This window comes from Mucilaginibacter lutimaris (genome assembly GCF_042676625.1).
Classification (GTDB): domain Bacteria; phylum Bacteroidota; class Bacteroidia; order Sphingobacteriales; family Sphingobacteriaceae; genus Mucilaginibacter; species Mucilaginibacter lutimaris.
In genome coordinates this window covers 300089-323851 of record NZ_JBHTIA010000012.1, presented here as the reverse complement: position 1 = coordinate 323851, position 23763 = coordinate 300089, and the positions used below count along the sequence as shown (strand labels likewise).

Sequence of the window (23763 nt, the reverse complement as noted above, 5' to 3'; positions counted from 1 at the left end):
AAAATATGCAGAGCGTTGATAAGTCTGAAAATTACAGTTTTTACGTTTACTTTTGAGCAATTTGTAAGACGATTTTACAACGTAACTAACATTTTATTAAGCAAGCATTTATTAACAAATAAGTTTTTAAGATAATACTTGGTTATTATACTCATCTTAAAATCAATATTATAAAAAATAAAAAGTTGTTTATAAATGTTAGTAAAATTGGAAAAACAACTTTAAGCTAAAATAGTATTACAACTTTTACACATAACTAACACCTTAATAACAATAGGTTTATTTATATATATAAAAAGAGTTATTATTAATTGATTTGTGGAATGGATATCTTCGAAGAAATAAAAGTGAAAGGTTTTGCCGACGAGTACATCGATCCGTCGCTTGATCTTTTCGCGGAAATAGAAAGACTTAAAAAAGAGAAAAATGCCGTTATACTGGCCCACTATTATCAGGAAGGAGATATTCAGGATATTGCAGATTATATTGGCGACAGCCTCGGCCTATCTCAGCAGGCCGCCAAAACTGACGCAGACATTATTGTTTTTGCCGGAGTACACTTCATGGCCGAAACAGCAAAAATATTATCACCAAACAAGAAAGTACTTTTACCGGATCTGAAAGCCGGTTGCTCTTTAGCCGACAGCTGCCCTCCTCACCTGTTTAAAAAGTTCAAAGAAAATTATCCCGACCATTTGGTGATAACCTACGTGAATTGTACGGCAGAATTAAAAGCTCTAAGCGACATTGTTTGTACATCGAGCAACGCGGTGCAGATTGTAGAAAGTTTACCAAAGGAGCAAAAGATAATATTTGGCCCGGACAGGAACCTTGGTGCATGGGTAGCTAAAAAAACAGGCAGGGACCTGGTATTATGGAATGGTGCCTGTATGGTTCACGAGATATTTAGCCGCGAAAAAATAACCAAGCTAAAGGAACGATATCCAAATGCTAAGATACTCGCACACCCTGAATGTGAGGAGATTATATTGCAGATGGCTGATTATATAGGATCTACCACCGGGATCTTAAAATACGCTACTAATAGCCCCGAAAGGGAATTTATTGTAGCTACCGAAGCTGGTATTCTACACCAGATGCAAAAGGATAATCCGGACAAGACCTTTATCCCTGCGCCACCAAATAACACCTGCGCCTGCAACGATTGCCCGCACATGAAACGTAACACGCTGGAGAAACTTTACCTGTGTTTAAAAAATGAAATGCCGGAAATTGAAGTTCCGAGCCATATTATTGAAAAAGCTGTAAAGCCAATTGAAAGAATGCTGGAAATCTCGGCAAGTTTAGGATTATAAAGGTTACGATTCGTCGGTGAAAAGAGAAACCTGGGTTATTATTGATCCTGAAATTGAAAATACGATAGCAGTATCTGATGTGCCTATTTGCACTCTTACGATATTGGACTTATGATTTGCCCAGGAGTTAGGAAATAACTGTTTGAGTTCATCTACCTTGCTTCCAACTGTAAAGGCACGTGTAAACTTATTTTTAATTTTAAAGGTAAAAGCCCAGCCGGACCTGTTAACATCAATAAAACTTAATACATTGTCTTCAAATACAATATCACCGTTAGTATATACATAGGTTTCAACTACGTCAGCATTATTGGTTTCCCACTTTTCTTTTTTAATTTTAGTAGGGTTGCCCAGTAATTTTGTAACGGTTGATGTTTTAAGGTCAGCAAATTTAATGTTGCTTTTTTTACTGGTAAGATAAAGTTGGTTGTAGTCAATGGTATCCTCCTCTGTTTTGCTTTGTGAAAAGGCAGCCGTTGACGAGATAAATAAAAAGGCTATGATTAATAAATTTATATTTTTCATCTGATGATTTATAAAGACCGGTTAGAAAGCTAACCGGTCTTACTGTTTTATACATTAAAGGTTATCCTTTTTTGTCTCTACTGCATCTTGCACACTCTGCGGCAGGTTCGAAAGCAAGTTATAGCCTGTAGCATTTTCAATATCGCGTACAGTAACCCTGTATTGTTTCCAATCGCTGTTAGTAGTGTTGATGTTTGGAGTATTAACCGCAATTACACGGGTGTTGCTTGCCACGCGGCTTAAATCCCCATCACCTTTAGGTACTATAACGGCAACTTTCCAAACGTTACTTGGTACAGTAATATGGTCGTTATTTATTTTGTTAACAGTGCCTTTTGATCCGGTTCCGCCTGTTCCGTAATTACCCATAATGATATATACTTCGTTACCTGCAACCACCTGTGCACGCAGGTAATTTTCCATATTAGCCCAGGTTTGCTGGTTGTTGTTTGGCGCCTGTGGTATCATATTGGTCATTAAAAAAGTAGCCGAATTTGCATCTGCCGAACTTGTTCTGTCGGCAGATGGGCAGTTATGCCCCCTGTCAAAACCCGAGCCTGAGTAACTGTTACTTTCTACATGATAAAATGTATTTGATAAACCTATAAATCCTGCAAAATCATCTCTGCGGGGAGATGCATTGGTAATATTAGTAGCATCTAAATGCCAGCTCACCCAGTTTGGTGTACCGCGGGTGCTACTATAAGATTCTACGTAATAACCCTGGTCAATAAGGTAATTGTCAACCATAACAATGGCAGGTTGGGCGCCTGAAGGGTTTCCAAATAACAAGTTGCTGTTATCGCCTGTTCCGGGGGGCGCATCAGCGCCAACAGTAACGCCGCGTTCGGCAGCCGGTGTACTTGTACCGGGGTCGGTACTGCCATCGCCGTCACCACCTGTATCCGGCGGTCCAACAATTATTCCGGCATCACCTTTACCCTTAAATATGATGTCATCAATATTGATGCGCGTAGTGCCTGTTTTTTGGATACGGAAACGAACGGGTTTAGTGGTAGTAATTTTGAATGCATCTTCCACAAATGTTGTGCTGGTTTCAGATATATCGGTACCTAATTGGGTAAATGTTTTACCCCCGTCATCAGATATCATTAACTGCCAGGTGGATGCTGCATCGTTACCATATTTCGCGTGTTTAATACTTATTTGTTCAAGTCCGTTAATATCAAATTGCATGGTAATATCCCCCGTACGTAAACGAACAGATTTTAAACCGTCTTTAACATCGGCAGCAAGGTTTCCAATCAAACCATCATTAAAACTCCATAACCCTGTGTTTAGCTGTACATCCGCTTTGGCATAGGCTGTTTTACTACCGGTTTCAAAATCTTCGGTAATAGTGTAAGGCTTTGGGGCTTCTGGTGTAACAACTACCGGTGGCTCTGTTGGTTGAGTTGGGGTATTGTCTTTTTTACAACTTGCTATGGCAAGTACAAGCGCCAAATAAATAAGTAATTTTCTGATTTTCATGTAAATGTATTTAGTAAAGCAAAAGTATATGGTTAGTATTAACCAATTGTTAAATACTTATTTGTATGATAAATATTACAAACTCCCTAACTGTAAATTGATAAGTGATTAGCTTAAGGTTATTGTATTAAGCTTTTGTATTTTTGTACTTTGGATTACACTGATCGGTGTAATTAAAACAAATTCTGTGAAATCGTAAAAGTATGTTTGAGAACGAAGAGAAAACCAATATAGAAAGCCTTGGTGAGTTTGGCCTGATAAGCCACCTGACTAAAAATATAACCCTTACCCAAAAAAGTACTACCAAAGGTGTAGGTGACGATGCTGCGGTTTTAGATTTCGAAGGAAAGAAAACCCTGATATCTACTGATCTGCTTTTAGAAGGCATCCATTTCGATCTGGCTTACACCCCGCTTAAACATTTAGGCTACAAAGCCGTACAGGTAAACCTGAGCGATATTTACGCCATGAATGGTACTGCCAGCCAGATAACGGTTTCTATAGGTATGAGCAGCAAATTTCCTTTAGAGGCTGTTGAAGAGTTATATGAGGGTATTTACCTGGCATGTGGTAACTACAATGTAGATATTGTAGGAGGCGATACAAGCGCGTCTAAGCAAGGTTTGGTAATCAGTATTACATCTATTGGTTATGCAGACGAAAAGGATGTGGTGTACCGCAACACCGCCGAAGAAGGCGATCTGATCTGCGTATCGGGCGATTTGGGTGGTGCTTATACCGGCCTGCAATTGTTAGAACGCGAGAAACTGGTTTATATAGAGAACCCCAACATCCAGCCTGATCTGGAAGGTAAAGATTACATAGTAGAGCGCCAGTTAAAACCCGAGGCCCGTAAAGATATTATCGACCTGTTAAAAGAACTGAACGTTAAACCAACTTCAATGATAGATGTATCTGATGGTTTAGCGTCAGAAATTTTGCATATATGTAAGCAAAGCAATAAAGGTTGTAAGTTATACGAGGAAAAAATTCCTATCGACCCCATGACCTACGAAACAGCCCGAGAGTTTGGCCTGGACCCAACGGTTTGTGCCCTTAGTGGCGGCGAGGATTACGAGCTCCTATTCACCGTAAAACAAGCCGACTACGACAAGATCAAACACAAAATGGATTTCTCTATTATCGGCTATATAACCGAGCCGAATGAGGGGTGCAGCCTTATCACAAAATCAGGAAACCTGCACGAGTTAAAAGCACAGGGTTGGAATGCGTTTAAAAACGGGCAGTAAGATGTTTAAATAACGTCATTACGAGGAGCGATAGCGACGTGGTAATCTTCGATAGAAAAGTGCACAACATATAATCGAAGATTGCCACGCCTAATACTGATAGTTTTAATTAGCAAAACTTATTCTCCATCCGAATACTTCCTATCCAGTTGCTTATTTGCCTTAGCCCCAAGTTTTTTAATTTTATCTGCTGTAATGGTTAAATTACCGCGGCCATCGGTTAGCTTGTTTAAGGCTTTATCGTAGCTATCCTGTGTTTGTTTAATGTTTTTGCCGATGCCTTCCATGTCGGTAACAAACCCAACAAATTTATCATACATCTCGCCGCTTAGGCGGGCTATCTCTAATACATTGCGGTTTTGGCGTTCCTGTTTCCATATGCTGGCAATAGTGCGTAAGGTGGCCAGCAAGGTACTTGGGCTTACAATTACTACCCGTTTATCCCAGGCATCGCTAAACAGATCAGCGTCTAATTGTACGGCAAAACTGAATGAGGATTCTATAGGCACAAAAAGCAGCACAAAATCCGGAGAGTTTACCTGGTACAGATCATGGTAGCTTTTAGACGATAAGCCATGCACGTGGTTCCGTATAGATTCAAGGTGCGCTTTGGAGTAAAGTTTTCGCTCTTCTTCTGTTTCGCAATTTATCAGGCGCTCGTAAGCTATCAACGACACCTTAGAATCAATTATTAAATGCTTATCATCCGGAAGGTCAATTATAACATCTGGTTGCAACCTGCTGCCATCCGTATGGTTTAAACTGACCTGTATCCTGTATTCCCTGTCTCGAACGAGACCGCTGCGCTCCAATACTTTTTCTAATATCACTTCGCCCCAGTTGCCCTGCTTTTTATTATCGCCTTTTAAGGCTTTAGTAAGGTTTGATGCTTCGGTGCTAATGGTTTGGTTCAGTTCCATTAACTGGGTAATAACACCTTTAAGCGTGTTACGCTCGGCAGCTTCCATATTGTAAACCTTATCCACTTTTTCCTCAAAAGCCTTAATGTTTTCTTTAAGAGGGTTAAGGATGGTATCAATACTTATTTTGTTTACATCCGTAAACTCTCGCGATTTTTCTTTTAATAACTTCTCAGCTACATTCTCAAACTCGCGCTGAAAATGCTTTCGGGTATTTTCTATATCCTCTTTCTGTTCGGCAAGTTTTTCCTGCTGCGCTTTAAAGTACGATCGGGATGACTCTAAAGATTGATTTGTCTGCGCTAATTGTGCGCGTTCATATAAAAGTTCATCAAGCAAACGGTTCTGCTCATCCTTTAAAAGGCGGGTTATATTATCTTTTTCAGATAATAGCCCGGCGGATTTTTGTTCGGCCTGCGCTACCGCTATTTTCAGTCCTTCGTTTTCTATTTTTAATTTAGAAAATTCATCCGTAGAAATGCCTATTGAAGCAGGGCGCTTCAAAAAAATAACTACGGCAATAATCAATATAATTATAGTGGCACCTAAAATTAAAACATCCATTTTGATAAAAATATTAGCAAAACGAATGTAGTAATTTTAGTATTAAAATAAAATAGTTAGTAATTAAGGCCTCGTGTTAACCGTATCCTTTGCAGGGTTGGTGTTAGTTGTTCCATCCGCAGATGTATCCTGGCCACCGGTTTCAACAGGTGTCACGGGTAACTTGGAGCTATCGGCAGCTGTCGAACCACCCACATGTGCCTGTCCCGAGTCTGTCTTTGAAGAATCGGCGTTGTTGTTTGTGCTACTTCCTTTACAAGAAACCATGCAAATAGCAATGGTTACTGACAAGTATATAAAAAGCTTTTTCATGATTACTTTGGATTGTTTTTAAGGGTGTCGGCTGTTGGGTTGGTTGTACCCTTTCCGTTGCCGCTGGTATCTGTACCACCGGTGCCTGTTTGCGCGGGTGCGCTGGATCGTATAGTTGTATCTGCGGCGCCTGAGCTGCCTACATTAGTCGCGCCTGAATCGGCCTGTTCACCGCCGGTTTTATTATTACCTGTACAGGCCGATAAACTTAATGCCACCGAAGCGAATAAATAGACAAATAACCTTTTCATAATTAAGTGTATTGGTTTTACTTAACTACAAACAGAGTTATTACAGGTTTTAATTATTTGATAGCAGGACTACTTTACCTTTTCTACCCTTAGGCCGGCATCAATAACCTCATGAAGGGGATTATCGCGCATGTTTTGTTCAACCTCAAAATGGTAGACACCTTTAACCGGGAACTTATAATTGGTTCGCAAAGGCAGTTGGTAGCTGTATAAATTACCGCTGCCGCTGCCCAGCCACTCGCCATCTTTAGTAGCCAGTTTAAACTCATAGCGGGTAGTATGTGTTTTTTTGCCCGGCGAAGTCTGAAACAACAACGCAAACATATTGGAGTATTTATAACTGCCGCTAACACGCAGGTTAAAATACAGGTTGTACGGTACACTTATATCATCTATCTTAACATTATACTTAACCCTGTTAACGTACGACCAGTTATGATTAGCTATCTCCGTATTCTGATCAATAACCATGTTAGGGTCGGTACACCCCTGTGCTGTAAAAAGCACAAGGATCATTATACTACCGAAAAGATATCTTAAAGTATTCATTTATTCTGCACTGCCGCCGCCCGGGTTATTGGTGCGTGGTTGGTTGTTGTTTGGGTTATTTGGCCTTGGGCGGTTGCGCCTGTTGTTGCGGTTACCCTGTGGCCTGTTCTCGCCTTCAGCCCTTTGTCCGCCGGTTTGTTGCCCATCAAGGCGGTTGCCTCCTTGCTGATGCTGCTGGCGGTTGCCCTGGGGCCTGTTACCCTGCTGGCGATTTGCGGCATCGGGCCTTGGTTGCCCTTCGGGCTTGTTACCACCCTGTTGGGGTTGCTGGCGGTTGCCTTGCGGCTTATTATTTTCAGTCCTTTGCCCCTCGGGCCTGTTGCCTTGCGGGCGATTGCCCTCCGCCCGTTTCTCGCCTGCCTGCTGGCCATCGCGTCGCCCGTCGCCCTGGCGGTTGCGGTTACGGCCATTATTATTATTATTCTTGTTGCGGTTTTGGTTACGGCGATCGTCCAGGCGGGTTAAGCTATCCTGGCCAACAACATTTTCGTAATCCAGGGCTTTTGCCGGTGTATTCTCAACCTCAACCATTTCTCCCAGATCGGCGGGGATAATGCCCTCGCGGTTTTGCTGTTGAATTTCTTTAACCTTAGCAATAGGCATAGGTACCCAGGCTTCTTCGCGTGGGTAACTAAACCACATTATCTTTTTGAAAATGTCGGTTTTTTGTAGTCTGGCGTCACCTTTTTCAGTCCTAAGTATGTTTACATTATCGGGGATGTGTTTCAGCGCATCCATATAAGTATCCAACTCATAATTTAAACAGCACTTTAGTTTGCCGCATTGGCCGGCAAGTTTAAGCGTGTTTAATGATAAGTTTTGGTAACGCGCCGCAGCGGTAGAAACGGTTTTAAAATCGGTTAACCAGGTGCTGCAGCATAGCTCGCGCCCACAGGAGCCAATGCCACCAAGGCGGCTTGCTTCCTGGCGCATACCAATCTGGCGCATTTCGATGCGGATGCGGAAACTCTCCGCCATTTTTTTGATCAGCTCCCTAAAATCTACGCGGCCTTCCGCGGTATAATAAAAGGTAGCCTTTGTTTTATCGCCCTGGTAATCTACATCGCTTATCTTCATAGATAAGTTTAGCTCCAATGCCAGCGTGCGCGATTTATGCATGGTTTCCCATTCCATATCCTTGGCAAGTTTCCATTTATCAACATCGGCAACGGTAGCACGGCGGTAAATCTTTTTTACTACATCGGCTTCTTTTACGTGGCGCTTGGTCATTTGCATACGCACCAGTTCACCGGTGATAGAAACGTGGCCAATATCATACCCCCCCGTAGTGGTTTCTACGGCAACCAGATCGCCGGCTTCCAGGTAAATGTTATCGTTATTATGATAAAACTCCTTACGCGATCCTTTAAATTTTACTTCGACAATTGAGTAAGGCTTATAGTTAGTTGGCATATCCATGTGCGATAGCCAATCGTGTACATCTAATTTGCTGCAACCATTTGTAAGGCAAGAGCCATTACTTTTGCAGCCTGCAGGCGAACAACCGCCGCCTGTTGAGCAACTTCCGCATCCCATAATTAATTCGGTATATAATGATTCCCCGCAGGGACAGTTTTCAAATTTAAAACTTTTATAATTTGTAAAGATACGTCTAAAAACAAGATTTTAGGGTTAGCATTACGTTCTATATGATAATGAGCCTTTTCCAGCTCGGTTATTATGGCTTGTGACTGGGCATTATTGATCACCGCTGACATTTTTTTAGCCGTTTCCATTTCCTGTTCAGGCAGCTTTACAATGCGTTGGGCACCGGCACGCAGCAGCGTACATTCCCTGATAAAACTTGTGCCGTAACGTAAAAAATTTTTTTGGTTCTCTCGGCCCATTTTGGCCATTTGGTCAACAAAACTTAATATATCGGGCACCTTATTGCCAAAGCATAAGCGCAGCCATTGCACAAATAGCTCGTGGTAACTTTTAGTATCGTGTTGCAACATGGCCAAAGCCTCGGTCATGTTGCCATTACTTAAATAGGCTATTTGCGATGCAGCGGTTTCTGTTTGGTGATGCCTGGTCATCAACTCGCTCTTAATATCCTCATAATCTAAACAAGGTATTTTAATGAGCTGCGTTCGCGATAAAATAGTGTTCAGTATCTGGTCCTGGTTTTGGGCAACAAGGATGAACAGCGTATTGGGCTGTGGTTCTTCTATCATTTTGAGCAGGGCATTACCCTCTTTATCTAAATACTCGGGCAACCAAAGTATAAGTATCTTGTATGCAGATTCAAATGGCTTAAAGCTTAGTTTTTTGATGATTTGATGGCATTCAGCAATATTGATATTAGCCTGTTTGTTCTCGGCTTCTAAATAACCACGCCAAATATCAAGGCTTAGGTAAGGCTGTGCTGTGAAAGCATCGCGCCATTGCTCAATAAAAGTAAGGGCGGTATCATCTTTATGCTTCGCGAAAAAGGGGTAAGAAAAATGCAGATCGGGGTGCATTAATTTTTGATACTTACGGCACGACGAACATTCCCCGCAAGAATCAATGGGCTGCTTATCCTCGCACGATAAATACTGCGCGTATGCAACCGCTAATGCCAAACCACCCGCCCCTTCGGGCCCTAAAAACAGTTGCGCGTGGCTTACCCTGTTCTCGTTTACCGATTTGATCAACCGTTGCTTAATTGCCTCCTGCCCTATAATATCCTTAAACTGCATTTGGTGCAAGGTAAAAATTAGAAATGAGATTTGGGATATGAGATTTGAGACACCAGCGGGTTTGCTGTATATTTGAGAAGTTTTAATGTTGAAATGATAAAAGTTCTCACATCTCATACCTCACATCTCAAATCTGCGAAGCTATGAGAATAATGGCTTTTGACTACGGTACAAAGCGTATTGGCATTGCCGTTACCGACCCGATGCAGATCATAGCGACAGGGCTTGATACGATACACCCGCTAAAGATCATAGATTTTCTAAAAAAGTATCTGCAGACTGAAACTGTAGAGCGCTTTGTGCTTGGCGAACCTAAGCAGATGGATAATACACCTTCGCAATCGGCCATGCATGTAAAGGGCTTTGCCAACCTGCTGAAAAAAAACTTCCCCGAGATACCGGTAGAAATGTTTGACGAGCGCTTTACCTCAAAAATGGCATCGGCAACCATTGCCCAAAGCGGCATGGGCAAAAAGGCGAGGCAAAACAAGGAATTGGTAGATACGATATCGGCAGTGATACTTTTGCAAAGCTGGATGAGTAAGAGCTTCTAAAATAAGCTAGAAATCGCCTTATAAATTAATTCCGTACATTTGCGGCATGGAAATCCTTGATCCGGCCTTACAGGCTTACCTTGATAACCATTGCGACCCGGAACCCGAGGCGTTGCAAAAAATAAACCGGGATACTTACCTGAAGGTGCTTAAACCGCACATGCTATCTGGCCATTACCAGGGCCGTGTGCTGAGTATGCTCAGCAAAATGATACAACCAAAGCTTATTTTAGAAATAGGAACTTTTACCGGTTACTCGGCTATTTGTTTGGCTGAAGGATTGGCCGAAGGAGGCATTTTACATACCATTGAAGTTAACGGAGAGTTTGAAGAAATGCTTAATTCACACTTTGCGTCAACAAATGTGGATAAAAAAATTAAGCTTCATATTGGGCCTGCAGAGGCTATAATAGCTGATTTTGAGGATACTATATTTGATTTGGTATTTATTGACGCGGACAAACGAAATAATTTTAAGTACTTTGAGTTAATAATTGATAAAGTAAGGCCAGGAGGCTTAATAATAATTGATAACGTTTTGTGGAAAGGAAAGGTGTTTGGCACCGAAAAAGATGCCGATACTGAGAATATCCGCAAACTAAATGAACAGATAGCTGTTAACACACAGGTCGAGAAATTTATACTGCCCGTGCGTGATGGCCTATTGATCATCAGAAAAAAATAATTATGAAGAAACTCTTAACTATTACACTTCTTTCAGTTTCGGCATTCTTTGCCTCAACATCAGCAGCATTAGCCCAAAGCGCAGCACAATCTTATATACAGAAGTTCAAAGATAATGCCATTCGTATAATGCATGAAACCGGCGTACCGGCAAGTATCATTTTAGGCGTGGCCATGCACGAGAGCGCAAGCGGAAAAAGTGCTATAGCTAAGAATTTAAACAACCAGTTTGGTGTTAAAGGCGGCGGTGGCGCTGTGTACTATAAAGGCAACAAAAAAGTAAGATCGTCTTACAAAAGATACGACAGCGTTATGGATTCGTTCAAGGATTTTGCCCGCATCATGACCGAGCGTAAGCAATTTAGCCACCTTTTGGAAAAGTTTTCTACTACCGATTATAAGGGTTGGGCTAAAGGCATACAGCGCAGTGGTTATGCAAGCAGCAGAAAATGGTCGGCCCAGGTTTTAGGTATCATTAATAAATACGACCTTAACGATTTTGATGACGATGCTGTAGCAGACAGTACAAAAAGAGAAATAGCTAATAACCAGTAATAATTATATTTTTAACCTTAAGTTTGGGCTAAAAGCTAAAACTACATGCGTAGAATATATACATTATTAATTGCGGTATTGTTATTTACTTCATGCTCGGCCCATAAGAGCGTAGTTAGCAGCAGTAAAGCGTCTAAAAATAACAAAACCATCCAGAAACGTAACCGGGCATCCATTACCGGGCACCGTGATTATACCTCGCTTGAATATATTGAGCGCTTTAAGGCCATTGCCATACAAGAAATGAATACTTATGGTATACCCGCAAGTATTACCCTTGCACAAGGCCTGTTTGAGAGCGGCAGCGGCAACAGCGACCTGGCAGTTATAGCCAACAACCATTTCGGCATAAAATGCGGCAGCACCTGGGCAGGAGAGAGCTACTACAAGGATGATGATAATGTAAACGACTGTTTTAGAGTTTACAACAACCCCGAAGAGTCTTTTAGAGACCATTCCGAATTTTTGAAGAAGAAAAATTACGCGCGGCTTTTTGAATTAGACAAGAACGATTTTAGAGGATGGGCGTATGGCCTTAAGGCCTGCGGGTATGCAACAAACCCTAAGTACCCCCAGTTGCTGTTAAATATTATTACTAAGTACCAGCTTGACCAATATGACCGCCCTGAAGGGGAACTTGCCAAAATTAAGCGTGAAGACCGTGTGCTGGGCGAGATCAATCAATCCATAAATCAGCCACAGCAGGATAGTATTACCAAAACAGCACCCGACGATAAAATATACACTGTAAAACAAGGTGATACACTATACAACATCTCTAAACGTTTTGGTATAACCGTTGATGAATTGAAAGCGCTGAACAAGTTATCTGACTATGGTATTAAGCTTGGGCAAAAGCTTGTTGTAGTGAAATAGTGTGTTAAAGATTGTTAAAGTATAAATTATCCCTCCCCAAACGTGTAGCTTTAAACTTTGTAATGAAGTTTTGGCCGGCCCTTTTATTAAGCTTTTTATACGTTAATACCTTTGCACAAACCAAAGAGGTAAGCGGTATTGTGTTTGATAAAGATAGCAAGGCAAGGCTGGCAAGGGTAAATGTGCTTAATGTAAACTCTGGAAAAGCGGTTTATAATAATTTTAAAGGCGAATTTAGTGTGGATGCCCGGCCGGGAGATATTTTAGTATTTTCTAAACCCGACCATTATAGCGATACCATTAAAATAAAGAATTATACAGCCCTGGCAATTTATTTAAAGCCAAATGCCATTGCACTGCGCGAGGTAACCATCAGGGATAGTTTTTTAAGCCCGCAAAGGCGGCTGGCCAATACCCAAAGTGAGTATAGTAAGATCTACGGCTCACGGTACAACCCCGATCTGTTAAACGTTGGTTCTGGTGGTATAGGGTTTAGTATAGATGCATTGTATAATGCTTTTAGCAAAAGCGGGCAAAATGCCGAGAAATTACGGGGAATTATTGATGCCGAATACCGGCAGAATGTTATTGATTATCGTTTTAACAAAGCATTTGTGCAGGGTATAACCCACCTGGAAGAACCCAAACTTACCGACTTTATGCATAAGTACCGCCCGGGCTATTACTTAGTTACCACAGCAAGCGATTATGAATTTATTGATTACATCCGCAAAAATTTGAAAAGGTACCAGCGCCGCCCCAATGCATATGAACTTGCACCTTTACCACCTGTTACATGGGAGCCCGATACCAAATAATTGTTGTGCCTTTTTTAAAGGTTACCGGTATGGCCTTGTACCCGTTTATTCTTGTAAATAAAAAAGAGCTGTTGAATAATGCTGTTGTAATAAACCACGAGCGAATACACCTGCGGCAGCAGGCAGAGTTGCTGGTTTTGCCATTTTACATTTTGTACCTGTTAAATTACCTGGTTAACCTTGCTATATATCACCAACATAATAAAGCTTATCTCAACATAGTTTTTGAGCGGGAGGCCTATGCTAAAGAGCAAGCGATGCTATATCTTAAGCACCGTAAATGGTTTGCCTGGGCGAGCTATTTTTAATTAAACCATCGAAATAACAGAATTTTACATTTTATTTGTGGCTATGTTGAAAACCGGTACCAGACTATTCTCCCTACTGATGTTTACAGCGGCGCTTAGCGCAAACGCGCAAACTACCGATACCGTAAAGAGAGATACGGTAAAAATTGATACCGCGATCCTCAACAAATACCGCATTCAAACAAAAAAAAATGCCATACCGGTACCCGCAACCCCCATACAAATAAAGGAGGAGTTAATACCGGTTACCATGCTTGATTATAAGGTAAGCTACTGGCGAAAATACATAACCTTTGGCCTCAACTTTAGCCAGGCCGCTTTTAGCGATAACTATGCAGCCGGTGGTGTAACATCGGTAGCTTTAACGTCTAATTTTATCTATAGGGTTGTTTATAATAAAGCGCCATTCAGCTATACATCAGAATTGAACCTGTTATACGGTAAATCAAAAAACAAGGGCCAGTCATCGCGCAAGAGCAACGACAGGATCTTTTTTGATAACAAGATTGCTACGCAGATGTCCAAGCACTGGTTCTTCTTTGGGTCGTTAACACTCGAGTCGCAATTTGATAAGGGTTACCAGTATGATGGCAATAATGTTAACCCCCCGATATTGATCTCTAACTTTATGGCGCCGGGCTATTTAACAGAGTCGATAGGTTTTGAATACAAACCAACAAGCTATTTCGACCTACGTTTGGGTACCGGTACAGCCAGGCAAACCTTTGTATTGGATGATAAAGTATTTAACAGCCTTGCCGAAGGGCAGGACGAATTATACGGGGTAAAAAAAGGGAAAAGCATCCGTACAGATATAGCATTCCAGATGGTAGCTATTTTTGATAAGGATATCGCCAAAAACATGCACCTTAACGCCCGTTATGATATGTTTGTTCCCTACGGAGAGGATCTGAGCTTTACCCGCCACCGTATCGACGCGATACTGGCAGCTAAGGTAAACCGCCTTATTAATGTGTCTATTAACGGAACATTGCTTTACGATAAAAAATCTACATCGGGCATACAGGCAACAGAGGGACTGGCTTTAGGTGTGCTGTATAAGTTTCCATGATGATGTTACTAATATTTAACGCTTGTAATGCCCATCACCAAAATAACAATTTGATTGGCTCGTGCGTAAATCGTTTCGCCGGTAGACATAGCAAATAATATCGGTATTTCACATTCCACAGCCACGCGTTTCCCCTTTATTACCGCTGGCACCCATTCCCCATTAACCTTTTGAACAGCGTTTAATGCGGCGTCGTCCATACCAAAACCCACTTTCTTTTTAACAGTGTAATTGCCAGGAGAGCCATTTTCGTCAATCGTGAATGTAACAATTACCTCACCTTGTTTACGTTCACTTAGCGCAAGAGATAGATAGCGTATAGTTTCCTGTATAACGCGATTTAGTGTAGCTATTCCATTGATGTAAATTGGAGCCCGGTCTAAAACCGTATCTAACCCAGCCGGTTTAATAACGTTAAATTGTTGAGCCGAATCCAGCATTGTCGGTACATAGTTAGCTAATTCGTTAGTATCGAAATTGTATTCAAGGCGTGAAAATCCCCGCGTGTATCCTATCCACACACCAACCTTTTTTCCGTCTTTATATTGACCTTGTGCAACTACTTTGCTTGCAGAATAATATGTCCAGACACTGTCTTTTTGATTTTCATGATAATATCCTTGCACCAGTAGTGACGAAGATGAGGCAACGGTGTTATAAGCCTTATATTCTCCTTCACGAATTTTATCATTCGATTTTAAAGCGTAATAAACTTCTTTGAAAGATGTTTTAAAATCAGAATGGGTAACCTTTTTGGTTTGTGCATTACCGGCAAGTGTGGTAAATACTACAAGTGAAAAAAGCAGGCGCTTCATTCAATAAATATAATCGAAAATACAGGAAACAAAAAACGCCCCAACTATCATCGGGGCGTTCTCTTTTAATTTTGTGGTTAGCGCACAAGCTAATGGGGCTTGGTGTGGGAGATATTGTATAAGCTTCGTAATATGAGTGTGCTGGCAATGTGTATTCCTTAAACTATCGCGGTTATACAAGTTCTTCTTGCGTACTTTCTTCTTTAGCCACAACCGTACCTGAATATAAATCGTGCCAGCCGGTTGATACCAAGAAGGTAACGAACTCTAATGGTACTATCCGTAATAAGGTACGACGAAAAATTCGACCGAATGAGGGACTTTGATCATCGTCGGCAGCTACTCGTGTACCTGTTATATATTTTGCAGGGCTGGCTCCTAAAAACCCTTCCACTATAAGATAATATATAATCGAATAACACACCACAAACAGATAAAAAGCCACACGCTCGCCGCAGGCCTCCTGTAGCGACATAATAAAAGCGTTTGATTTTTTCAAATGTATTAGTCCCTGTATAAACGGTGTAAATGCAAGCAGGCCAATATATCCGTCCAAAATTTTATTTAGGGCCCGCTGCCATTTATTTGCGGCTACAATATAGGTGCCGTAGGTTTCATCGCTGCCGTATGCCACAACCTGTATTTTAATAATATTATTAAAATGGTTTAGGACTCGTAAAGAGATATAAAAATAAAGGACATCTACAGTCAAAAAAAGCAGGGATACCATTACAGATTTAACATTTGGATATTCTATCTGGCGCAACACCACAATGTTTAATATAGAAAAAAGCACGTTTAACGAACTTGCAGCAATACAAGTGAAAATCCGAATCGTAGCAAACGTGAATGCTTTTGTTTTGACGTTGCGTACTGCATTGCGCCAATAAAAAACAGGGCTGCAAAAAACAACTGGAAATGAAAAATATTAAAGGTGCCGTTTAGAAGGGTATTTTCACCACCCGGCCATTCAAAATAAAAAGGGCGAAGCAAGCGCTTGGGCCAACCGATGTATTCGCTCTCGCCGTAGTTTACAAACGATGTAACTATCGCCAATAGCGAAATTACGAACGAAAGGGCGGTGATTTGTTTGGTAGAAAGCGGCTTATTAAACATAGATTGCGAATTTAGGATTCAATAATAATTTATTGAATATAAAAAAAGCCACCAGTTTATAGGGGGCTTTCTGTTTTTTTATTGCGAAAGAGAACTTACATCTTCGGCATTCTACGCATCATGTTGGCCATGGCGGCGGGGTTACTCATTTGTTTCATCACCTTGCGCATATCGTCGAACTGTTTCATCAGGCGATTAACCTCCTGAATGTCTGTACCCGATCCTTTTGCAATGCGGTTGCGGCGACTTGGATTTATTAGATCCGGGTTTTCCTTTTCTTTCGGCGTCATGGAGTTAATAATAGCTTCGATACCTTTAAAAGCATCATCGCTTACCTCCACATCCTTCATCATTTTGCCAACCCCCGGTATCATGCCCATCAGGTCTTTCATGTTACCCATTTTTTTGATCTGCTGTATCTGGCTGTAAAAATCGTTAAAGTCGAATTTGTTTTTGCGGATCTTCTTCTGTAATTCGGCAGCTTCTTTCTCGTCAAACTGTTGTTGTGCGCGCTCAACCAACGAAACTACGTCGCCCATGCCCAATATGCGGGATGCCATGCGGTCGGGATGGAAAACGTCAAGCGCTTCCATTTTTTCTCCCGTACCAATAAACTTAATAGGTTTGCTAACAACCGATTTAATTGATAGGGCGGCACCACCGCGGGTATCACCATCTAATTTGGTTAATACAACGCCGGTAAAGTCAAGGCGGTCGTTAAACACCTTGGCGGTGTTCACGGCATCTTGCCCGGTCATGGCATCAACCACAAACAGTATCTCGTGGGGGTTAACTGCGGCCTTAACCTGCTCTATCTCCACCATCATGGCCTCATCTATAGACAGGCGGCCCGCGGTATCAATAATAACAACATTATTACCGTTTTGCTTAGCCTGGGCTATACCGTCGCGCGCAATGGCAATAGGGTCTTTAGACTCCGGGTTGGCGTAAACCGGTATACCTATTTGCTCGCCCAATACCTGTAGCTGCGTGATAGCCGCCGGGCGGTAAATATCATCGGCAACCAATAATGGCTTTTTGCCTTTTTGCGTTTTTAGGTAGTTAGCAAGCTTACCGGTAAAGGTTGTTTTACCCGCACCGTTCAAGCCGGCTATTAATATAATAGTTGGCGATGCTTTAAGCTCAAGCTCGGCTGTAGAACCGCCCATTAAGGCCGTAAGCTCATCGTTCATCAGCTTGGTTAAAAGCTGGCCCGGCGAAATGGATGTAAGTACGTTTTCGCCCAACGCCTTGGTCCTTACATCATCTGTAAAGGTTTTGGCGGTTTTATAGTTAACGTCGGCATCCAAAAGAGCTTTACGAATCTCTTTCATGGTTTCGGCCACGTTTATCTCTGTAATTGATCCCTGGCCCTTCAGGACTTTAAACGCCCTGTCGAGTTTATCCGATAAATTTTCAAACATTACTTATTCCTAATTTTTGAGGACACAAAGGTAAGATTTTGAAGCGATTTGGATAATATATCTGAAAATGAGGCGGCAAATTTTATAACCTGCACATTACCCTCGTTAAAATAAATATCGCTCTGCAAATTATTCATTACCAAACTTTAACACTCATTAACCAACATTTAACATTTAACCTTGTAACGTTTCTACAATTTAGCACATCTTATAGATACTATTAACCAACTGAATGAAAGTTTTTTTACTTGCCCTATTATTATCTGCTGTAACCCTCACCGCGTTTGCACAAAAAGAAAAGAAAACTCTGGTTGCGGTTAAAACAATCACTCCACCTAAAATGGATGGCGCCCTCGACGATGCCATTTGGCAAAACGTACCCATAGCAACCGATTTTGTTGAATTGCAACCCAGCGCAGGTAACCATGAAAAACCTCAGGAGCGTACAGAGGTAAAGATCATTTACGATAATTCGGCCATATACATTGGTGCCCGAATGTATGAGACATCATCAGATAAAGTGGCCAGGGAAATTGCCACCCGCGATAATGTGGGTAACGCGGATTTTATTGGGGTGATATTTGACACCTATAAAGACGGGATAAACGGCAGCGGCTTTTTTGTAACATCGGCCAACAGCCAGTTTGATGCCAAGTATGCACCCAACCCAAACGGAAACACCGAAGACCCAAACTGGAATGCCGTATGGACAAGCAAAGTAAAAATTGACGACCACGGTTGGACCTGCGAAATGCGTATACCCTACTCTGCACTACGTTTTGCAAAAAAGGATGTGCAAACCTGGGGTATGAACCTTATTCGCAAACGCCAGAACGTACAGCAGCAGCTCTGGTGGAATGAAATTGACCCCAAAATGAATGGCCTCATCAATCAGGAAGGCATTTTAACTGGCCTGGAAAAGCTGGAGCCGCCTGTACGCCTGGCTTTTTATCCGTATCTGTCCACCTATGTAAACCACTACCCATATAACACCCCCGGCGTGCCCAACACAAAAGGCAGCTTTAATGGCGGGATGGATGTTAAATATGGCATAAACGAAAGCTTTACGCTGGATTTAACCCTGATACCCGATTTTGGGCAGGTACAATCAGACAATAAGATCCTGAACCTAACACCTTTTGAGGTGAAGTATAACGAGAACCGCCCGTTTTTTACCGAGGGAACCGAGCTGTTTAACAAAGGAAATCTGTTTTACTCTCGCCGTGTTGGCGGTACGCCTATTAATTACAATAATGCCTACAATGACTTAAAGCCCGGCGAAGAAGTAATCAGCAACCCTACAGAAACCAAACTAATCAACGCGATAAAGGTATCCGGCCGCACTGCAAAGGGCTTGGGCATAGGCGTATTTAACGCTATAACCAATACAGCCTACGCCACTATAGAAGACGAGCAAGGCAACCGCAGGCAGGTGCAAACAAGCCCGCTGGCTAACTACAACATCCTGGTGTTTGACCAGAACCTGAAGAATAATTCGGCCGTTACATTTATCAATACCAATGTTAATCGTTTTGGTAAAGATTATTCTGCAGATGTGGGCGGGTTTGTATGGAACCTTAACAATAAAAAGAACACCTACAACCTAAGTGGCTATGCCATGATGAGTAATAAATATGGTGCAGGAACGCCTACCCAAACAGGGTTCAATTACGAAATAGGGGGCGGTAAATCGTCCGGTAATTTTACCTGGAATGTTTATCAGGACAGGGTTGATGCCATATATGATCATAACGACCTGGGCATTTTGTTTAATAACAATTTTTTAGACCATAACGTTAACCTGCAGTACAATAACTACAAACCAAAACACATATTTACCCAATGGGGCGTATGGACAAACACTTATTACTCGCGCAGGGTTAACCCATCGGCATATCAATACTTCAATCAAAATTTTGGCGGCTTTGGCACATTCAAAAACTTTTGGCAGGTAAATATCAACGGACATTACCGCTTTGCCGGCAAAGATTTTTATGAGCCGCGTGTGCAGGGGCTGGTTTACAATGCCCCGCAAAATTTTATGCTGAACTGGAACCTGAGCACCAACCGGGCGAAAACCCTGTCTGGCGGGTTCTGGTATTCTGATACCTGGGTGAACAATAGTTTTGGCGGGCACGGTAACGATCTGGAATTATTTTACAATGTGCGCCTCAGCAACAAGTTCTCGTTCGGCGAGGATATCACTATTAGTCCGCGGAATAATTACACGGGGTTTTCTACCATGGATAACACTACCGGCGCGCCGATTTTTGCCCTACGCAATGTGCACACGGTTGAAAATATCTTCAACCTGAAATATACGTTCAGCGGCATTATGGGATTAAACTTAAGATTAAGGCATTACTGGAGCAAGCTAAACAATAAGGAATTTTTTAACCTTGCACCCGGCGGCGAATTAACTACCCTTACCTCAACCGATTTTAATCACGATAATAACCAAAACGTTAATATCTGGAATGTAGATATGATATACGTGTGGCAGTTTACGCCAGGCAGCGAACTTAGCCTGGCCTGGAAGAACTCTACTTTTACCAATACCAACCAAGCTTACTTTGGGTATTTGCGTAATTTAAATGACACCTTTAACCAGCCACAAAACAATAATTTCTCTTTAAAAGTGCTTTATTATATCGATTTTCAAAGCCTGAGGAAACACCATAAAGGATAAAAGTAATTGCAGCAAGGCGCCACTGTAATAACAAAACTAAAATTTGTAATATTACCGTATGCGTAAAAAAATATATCTATTGCTTATTGCGCCACTAATGGGAGCATTATATGTTAATGCCCAGGTACCCGGGGCAAATGTTGATATTAAACATTACCGCTTTGCCATTACACTTAACGATGCCAATAACTCAATAGATGGGCAGGCAACCATAACAGCTAAATTTGTTAAGCCAGCTACCATACTAACTCTTGATCTTTTCAAAAAGAACAAGGATGGCAAAGGAATGCTGGTAATAGCCGTTAAAGAAAATAGCCTGCCGGTAAAATTTAAGCAGGATAGCGATAAACTTATTTTAAATACAAAAGCTGCCAAAGGCACTATCCATAAATATAATGTTACTTACGCAGGCGTCCCTGCAGATGGGTTGATCATATCTACAAACCAATACAAGCACCGCACTTTTTTTGGCGACAACTGGGCTATACGTGCGCGTTACTGGTTGCCCTGTATAGATAACCCTGCCGATAAAGCCTCTGTAGAGTTTTTGGTAACCGCACCTGCTAAATACAAGGTAGTAGCCAATGGCTTAAAAGTACTCGAAAAAAATGTGCCCCCAAATCAAAAGCTGACGCATTGGAGCGAAACCGCGCAGCTGCCAACCAAGGTAATGGTTATTGGTGTGGCCGAGTTTGCTACCGATAGCCCGGGTAACCCCGGTGGCACACCCGTATATAGTTACGTATTCCACGAGGATAAGGCGGAGGGATTAAAGAACTATTCGGTAGCAACAAAAATATTACCTTGGTTTGTAAAGCGCATTGGTGCATTCCCGTATAAAAAGCTGGCTAATGTACAGTCAAAAACAATTTTTGGTGGAATGGAAAATGCCGGCGCGATATTTTACTATGAAAGATCGGTTAACGATAGCCAGGGTATAGAGCCTTTGATGGCTCACGAAATAGCGCACCAATGGTTTGGCGATGCCATTAGCGAAAAAAGCTGGTGGCACGTTTGGCTAAGCGAAGGCTTTGCCACATACATGACCAACTTATATATGGAAGGCACCTACGGGGTTGATACCCTAAAAAGCAGGCTTGCTGCCGATCGCGATTTGATATTTGGTTTTGAAAAGAAATATAATGCGCCGGTAGTTGATTCGGCCTATAAGGGCGAAATGATTGGCATGCTTAACGCCAACGCGTACCAGAAAGGCGGCTGGGTATTACATATGCTTCGACGCAAGATTGGCGACGATGCTTTTTGGAAAGGCGTACAGGCTTACTATAAACAATACAACGGAAGCAATGCCCATACCGATGACCTGCGGGTTATAATGGAAAAGGTAAGCGGCATAAACCTTAAACCCTTTTTTACCCAATGGCTGCGCGAAGCCGGGCACCCGCAATTAAAATTTACATGGAATTATAATGATGCCGACAAGACGCTTGCTGTTCACATAACCCAATTACAGGCTAAACCTTATCAACTCGAAGTTGAATTTACGGTTGACGGCAAGCTGTACAGATCGGATATCAGCGGCAGCTCAACTACCATCACTGTACCGGCAGCCTCTGTAACACCCCGTATCAAGATAGATCCGGATGTAAATTTGTTGGCTACATTTGATACCGTCAATAAACCTTAGTATCAAAACAAAGTCGAATTAAATATTTAAAGGGCGATTACTGCTTAAACGCAATATAATTTAGTTTCGATATTTGTAATTTTGCACTATATAATTTTGATTATTAATAAAAATCAAAACATTATATCTTTTTTTAAATGTTTTTCGTATAATTGAATTATATAACAGGCCAATTGAGCCCGATATGAGAATTAACAGAATGTTCACTAAAATTTAACACCATGGCAAAAGCGTATCAATCCATTTATGTAATGTTTTACAGGTGGAGCTTTAAAAATTTCGGTCAGGGCTCATTACCCCAGTTTAAATCGTTGTTTAACGTTAGCTTTTTGTTAGTAGTGGTGTTAACAAATGCCATGCTTTTTACTAAACTAATGGTTAATACCAATTTGTTAACAATTAACATGTCGGCATACGTAGCCATATTATTTGGCGCGATGGGCTTTCTGATCATCAATCATTTTATACTGCTTAATAACCGCGTGTTCAAGCGTTTAAATATGCGCCTTGCAACTATTGGCGCTCATAATAAAAACCTGTTTTCGGTTGTGCTGCTGGTAAATGTATTATTTGCCTGCGGCCTTTGTTTCATTAGATAATTATTAATACAAAAGGGAAAATAAGAATGCAAAGCCTCTTATTTTCCCTTTTGTATTTAGCTCAAACTTTTCTTTATAAGTTTGGCTCCCCTCTACGGCTTTACGCCATCACCACGTTATAGTTACTGGCTACATCCTGCAATACCATACGCTTTTTACTAAAAACTTTAACGTTTATACTTAGGTCTTTGCAAAAGTTCTCGTGACCGGCCGGGGTAAGGGTAATCAATAATTTACCCGTTTGTGTACCTGTGTTAATAATACTATGCAGGGTGCCCCGGGGTATAAAAATATTCGCGCCTTTTTCTGCTTCGTAACTTTCGCCATTCGCGTAAAGTGTAAAATTGCCTTCGGTGATCAGGATAACCTTATCTTCGTGTTCGCAGGTATGCGTGGGCGAGCCTGCGCCAACACTTACTTCTTTTTCTAAAATAGTGAGGGTGCCGCCACTACATTCAGTGCTCAGGATAACGCTCATCTGTATTCCAGATACCTCCCTGTATTCGGCCTGGTTACGCTGTATTAAGTTTATGATAGATGTCATTGTACTAAAGTTTGGTATTAATATGACGGATGTTTGAGGCTGAGTGTTACAAATACACTATAAAAAAGTTGCGTGTTTAAACTTGTAATGGGCTGGTTATGAGTTTTTACAGTAATATTAATCTGGATGCTTTGTTAGCTAACCGGCAAGCTAATAATCCTTTTTCTCCTCTTAAATAAATTCTATATCTTTCGGTTAA

The 23763-nt window shown here is 41.6% G+C and carries 25 protein-coding genes; 12 read left to right on the top strand and 13 right to left on the bottom strand.

Going from position 1 to position 23763, the window contains the following annotated elements:
• Positions 1-323: 323 nt before the first annotated feature.
• On the top strand, positions 324-1316 hold the full coding sequence (gene nadA, locus ACFQZI_RS16370) for a quinolinate synthase NadA (protein WP_377144353.1): 993 nt from the start codon (positions 324-326) through the stop codon (positions 1314-1316).
• Between the two features lie 3 nt (positions 1317-1319).
• Here nadA and ACFQZI_RS16365 read toward each other — a convergent pair whose 3' ends face one another.
• The gene (locus tag ACFQZI_RS16365) at positions 1320-1841 is read right to left on the bottom strand and encodes a hypothetical protein (protein ID WP_377144352.1); all 522 of its coding nucleotides are present in this window, start codon (positions 1839-1841) and stop codon (positions 1320-1322) included.
• A 54-nt stretch (positions 1842-1895) separates the two neighbouring features.
• Positions 1896-3332 (bottom strand): DNA/RNA non-specific endonuclease, encoded by a 1437-nt coding sequence (locus ACFQZI_RS16360; RefSeq protein ID WP_377144349.1) that lies wholly within the window; start codon positions 3330-3332, stop codon positions 1896-1898.
• Between the two features lie 203 nt (positions 3333-3535).
• Between ACFQZI_RS16360 and thiL the strand changes: the two genes are divergently transcribed.
• Positions 3536-4582, top strand: a complete 1047-nt coding sequence (gene thiL / locus ACFQZI_RS16355) for a thiamine-phosphate kinase (protein ID WP_377144346.1) — start codon at positions 3536-3538, stop codon at positions 4580-4582.
• Between the two features lie 119 nt (positions 4583-4701).
• Here thiL and rmuC read toward each other — a convergent pair whose 3' ends face one another.
• The 6 genes from rmuC to ACFQZI_RS16325 all read right to left on the bottom strand — a co-directional run bounded on the left by rmuC (position 4702) and on the right by ACFQZI_RS16325 (position 9862).
• Entirely contained in the window at positions 4702-6066 is a 1365-nt protein-coding gene (gene rmuC, locus ACFQZI_RS16350; RefSeq protein WP_377144343.1) for a DNA recombination protein RmuC, read from the bottom strand.
• Between the two features lie 63 nt (positions 6067-6129).
• Positions 6130-6378: a hypothetical protein gene (locus ACFQZI_RS16345; protein ID WP_377144340.1), complete on the bottom strand. Its 249-nt coding sequence runs from the start codon at positions 6376-6378 to the stop codon at positions 6130-6132.
• A 2-nt stretch (positions 6379-6380) separates the two neighbouring features.
• Positions 6381-6629 carry a hypothetical protein gene (locus ACFQZI_RS16340; RefSeq protein ID WP_377144338.1) on the bottom strand — a complete coding sequence of 83 codons (249 nt, stop codon included), beginning with the start codon at positions 6627-6629 and terminating at the stop codon, positions 6381-6383.
• Positions 6630-6698: 69 nt separating this feature from the next.
• Positions 6699-7145: a gliding motility lipoprotein GldH gene (locus ACFQZI_RS16335; protein WP_377144336.1), complete on the bottom strand. Its 447-nt coding sequence runs from the start codon at positions 7143-7145 to the stop codon at positions 6699-6701.
• A 33-nt stretch (positions 7146-7178) separates the two neighbouring features.
• A complete protein-coding gene (ricT, locus tag ACFQZI_RS16330) occupies positions 7179-8714 on the bottom strand; it encodes a regulatory iron-sulfur-containing complex subunit RicT (protein WP_377144334.1) in 1536 nt (511 codons plus the stop codon).
• Between the two features lie 2 nt (positions 8715-8716).
• Positions 8717-9862, bottom strand: coding sequence for a DNA polymerase III subunit (locus ACFQZI_RS16325; RefSeq protein ID WP_377144332.1), 1146 nt, complete (start codon positions 9860-9862; stop codon positions 8717-8719).
• Between the two features lie 143 nt (positions 9863-10005).
• Between ACFQZI_RS16325 and ruvX the strand changes: the two genes are divergently transcribed.
• From ruvX to ACFQZI_RS16290, 7 genes are all read left to right on the top strand, one after another.
• Positions 10006-10416, top strand: a complete 411-nt coding sequence (gene ruvX / locus ACFQZI_RS16320) for a Holliday junction resolvase RuvX (protein WP_377144330.1) — start codon at positions 10006-10008, stop codon at positions 10414-10416.
• 46 nt (positions 10417-10462) lie between these two features.
• On the top strand, positions 10463-11101 hold the full coding sequence (locus tag ACFQZI_RS16315; RefSeq protein ID WP_377144328.1) for an O-methyltransferase: 639 nt from the start codon (positions 10463-10465) through the stop codon (positions 11099-11101).
• A 2-nt stretch (positions 11102-11103) separates the two neighbouring features.
• Entirely contained in the window at positions 11104-11655 is a 552-nt protein-coding gene (locus tag ACFQZI_RS16310) for a glycoside hydrolase family 73 protein (protein ID WP_377144326.1), read from the top strand.
• A gap of 45 nt (positions 11656-11700) precedes the next feature.
• On the top strand, positions 11701-12531 hold the full coding sequence (locus tag ACFQZI_RS16305) for a glucosaminidase domain-containing protein (RefSeq protein WP_377144325.1): 831 nt from the start codon (positions 11701-11703) through the stop codon (positions 12529-12531).
• Between the two features lie 11 nt (positions 12532-12542).
• Entirely contained in the window at positions 12543-13349 is an 807-nt protein-coding gene (locus ACFQZI_RS16300; protein ID WP_377144323.1) for a hypothetical protein, read from the top strand.
• A complete protein-coding gene (locus ACFQZI_RS16295; protein WP_377144321.1) occupies positions 13328-13657 on the top strand; it encodes a hypothetical protein in 330 nt (109 codons plus the stop codon). Before ACFQZI_RS16300 ends, ACFQZI_RS16295 begins: the two co-directional genes overlap by 22 nt.
• A gap of 79 nt (positions 13658-13736) precedes the next feature.
• Positions 13737-14729: a DUF3078 domain-containing protein gene (locus tag ACFQZI_RS16290; protein ID WP_377144320.1), complete on the top strand. Its 993-nt coding sequence runs from the start codon at positions 13737-13739 to the stop codon at positions 14727-14729.
• A gap of 8 nt (positions 14730-14737) precedes the next feature.
• Here ACFQZI_RS16290 and ACFQZI_RS16285 read toward each other — a convergent pair whose 3' ends face one another.
• The 4 genes from ACFQZI_RS16285 to ffh form a co-directional block, all read right to left on the bottom strand.
• On the bottom strand, positions 14738-15544 hold the full coding sequence (locus tag ACFQZI_RS16285) for an energy transducer TonB (protein WP_377144318.1): 807 nt from the start codon (positions 15542-15544) through the stop codon (positions 14738-14740).
• A 172-nt stretch (positions 15545-15716) separates the two neighbouring features.
• Entirely contained in the window at positions 15717-16340 is a 624-nt protein-coding gene (locus ACFQZI_RS16280) for an RDD family protein (RefSeq protein ID WP_377144316.1), read from the bottom strand.
• Between the two features lie 2 nt (positions 16341-16342).
• A complete protein-coding gene (locus tag ACFQZI_RS16275) occupies positions 16343-16660 on the bottom strand; it encodes a hypothetical protein (RefSeq protein ID WP_377144314.1) in 318 nt (105 codons plus the stop codon).
• 95 nt (positions 16661-16755) lie between these two features.
• Positions 16756-18084, bottom strand: a complete 1329-nt coding sequence (gene ffh, locus ACFQZI_RS16270; RefSeq protein WP_377144312.1) for a signal recognition particle protein — start codon at positions 18082-18084, stop codon at positions 16756-16758.
• Between the two features lie 232 nt (positions 18085-18316).
• On the opposite strand from ffh, the gene ACFQZI_RS16265 reads away from it, so the two are divergent.
• The 3 genes from ACFQZI_RS16265 to ACFQZI_RS16255 all read left to right on the top strand — a co-directional run bounded on the left by ACFQZI_RS16265 (position 18317) and on the right by ACFQZI_RS16255 (position 23020).
• Positions 18317-20773 (top strand): DUF5916 domain-containing protein, encoded by a 2457-nt coding sequence (locus ACFQZI_RS16265; RefSeq protein ID WP_377144310.1) that lies wholly within the window; start codon positions 18317-18319, stop codon positions 20771-20773.
• Between the two features lie 58 nt (positions 20774-20831).
• Positions 20832-22421 (top strand): M1 family metallopeptidase, encoded by a 1590-nt coding sequence (locus ACFQZI_RS16260; protein ID WP_377144308.1) that lies wholly within the window; start codon positions 20832-20834, stop codon positions 22419-22421.
• A 221-nt stretch (positions 22422-22642) separates the two neighbouring features.
• On the top strand, positions 22643-23020 hold the full coding sequence (locus tag ACFQZI_RS16255; protein WP_377144306.1) for a hypothetical protein: 378 nt from the start codon (positions 22643-22645) through the stop codon (positions 23018-23020).
• A 100-nt stretch (positions 23021-23120) separates the two neighbouring features.
• Here the strand turns inward: ACFQZI_RS16255 and ACFQZI_RS16250 are convergent, their stop codons facing one another.
• Positions 23121-23564 (bottom strand): cupin domain-containing protein, encoded by a 444-nt coding sequence (locus tag ACFQZI_RS16250; protein ID WP_377144304.1) that lies wholly within the window; start codon positions 23562-23564, stop codon positions 23121-23123.
• Positions 23565-23763 lie beyond the last annotated feature (199 nt).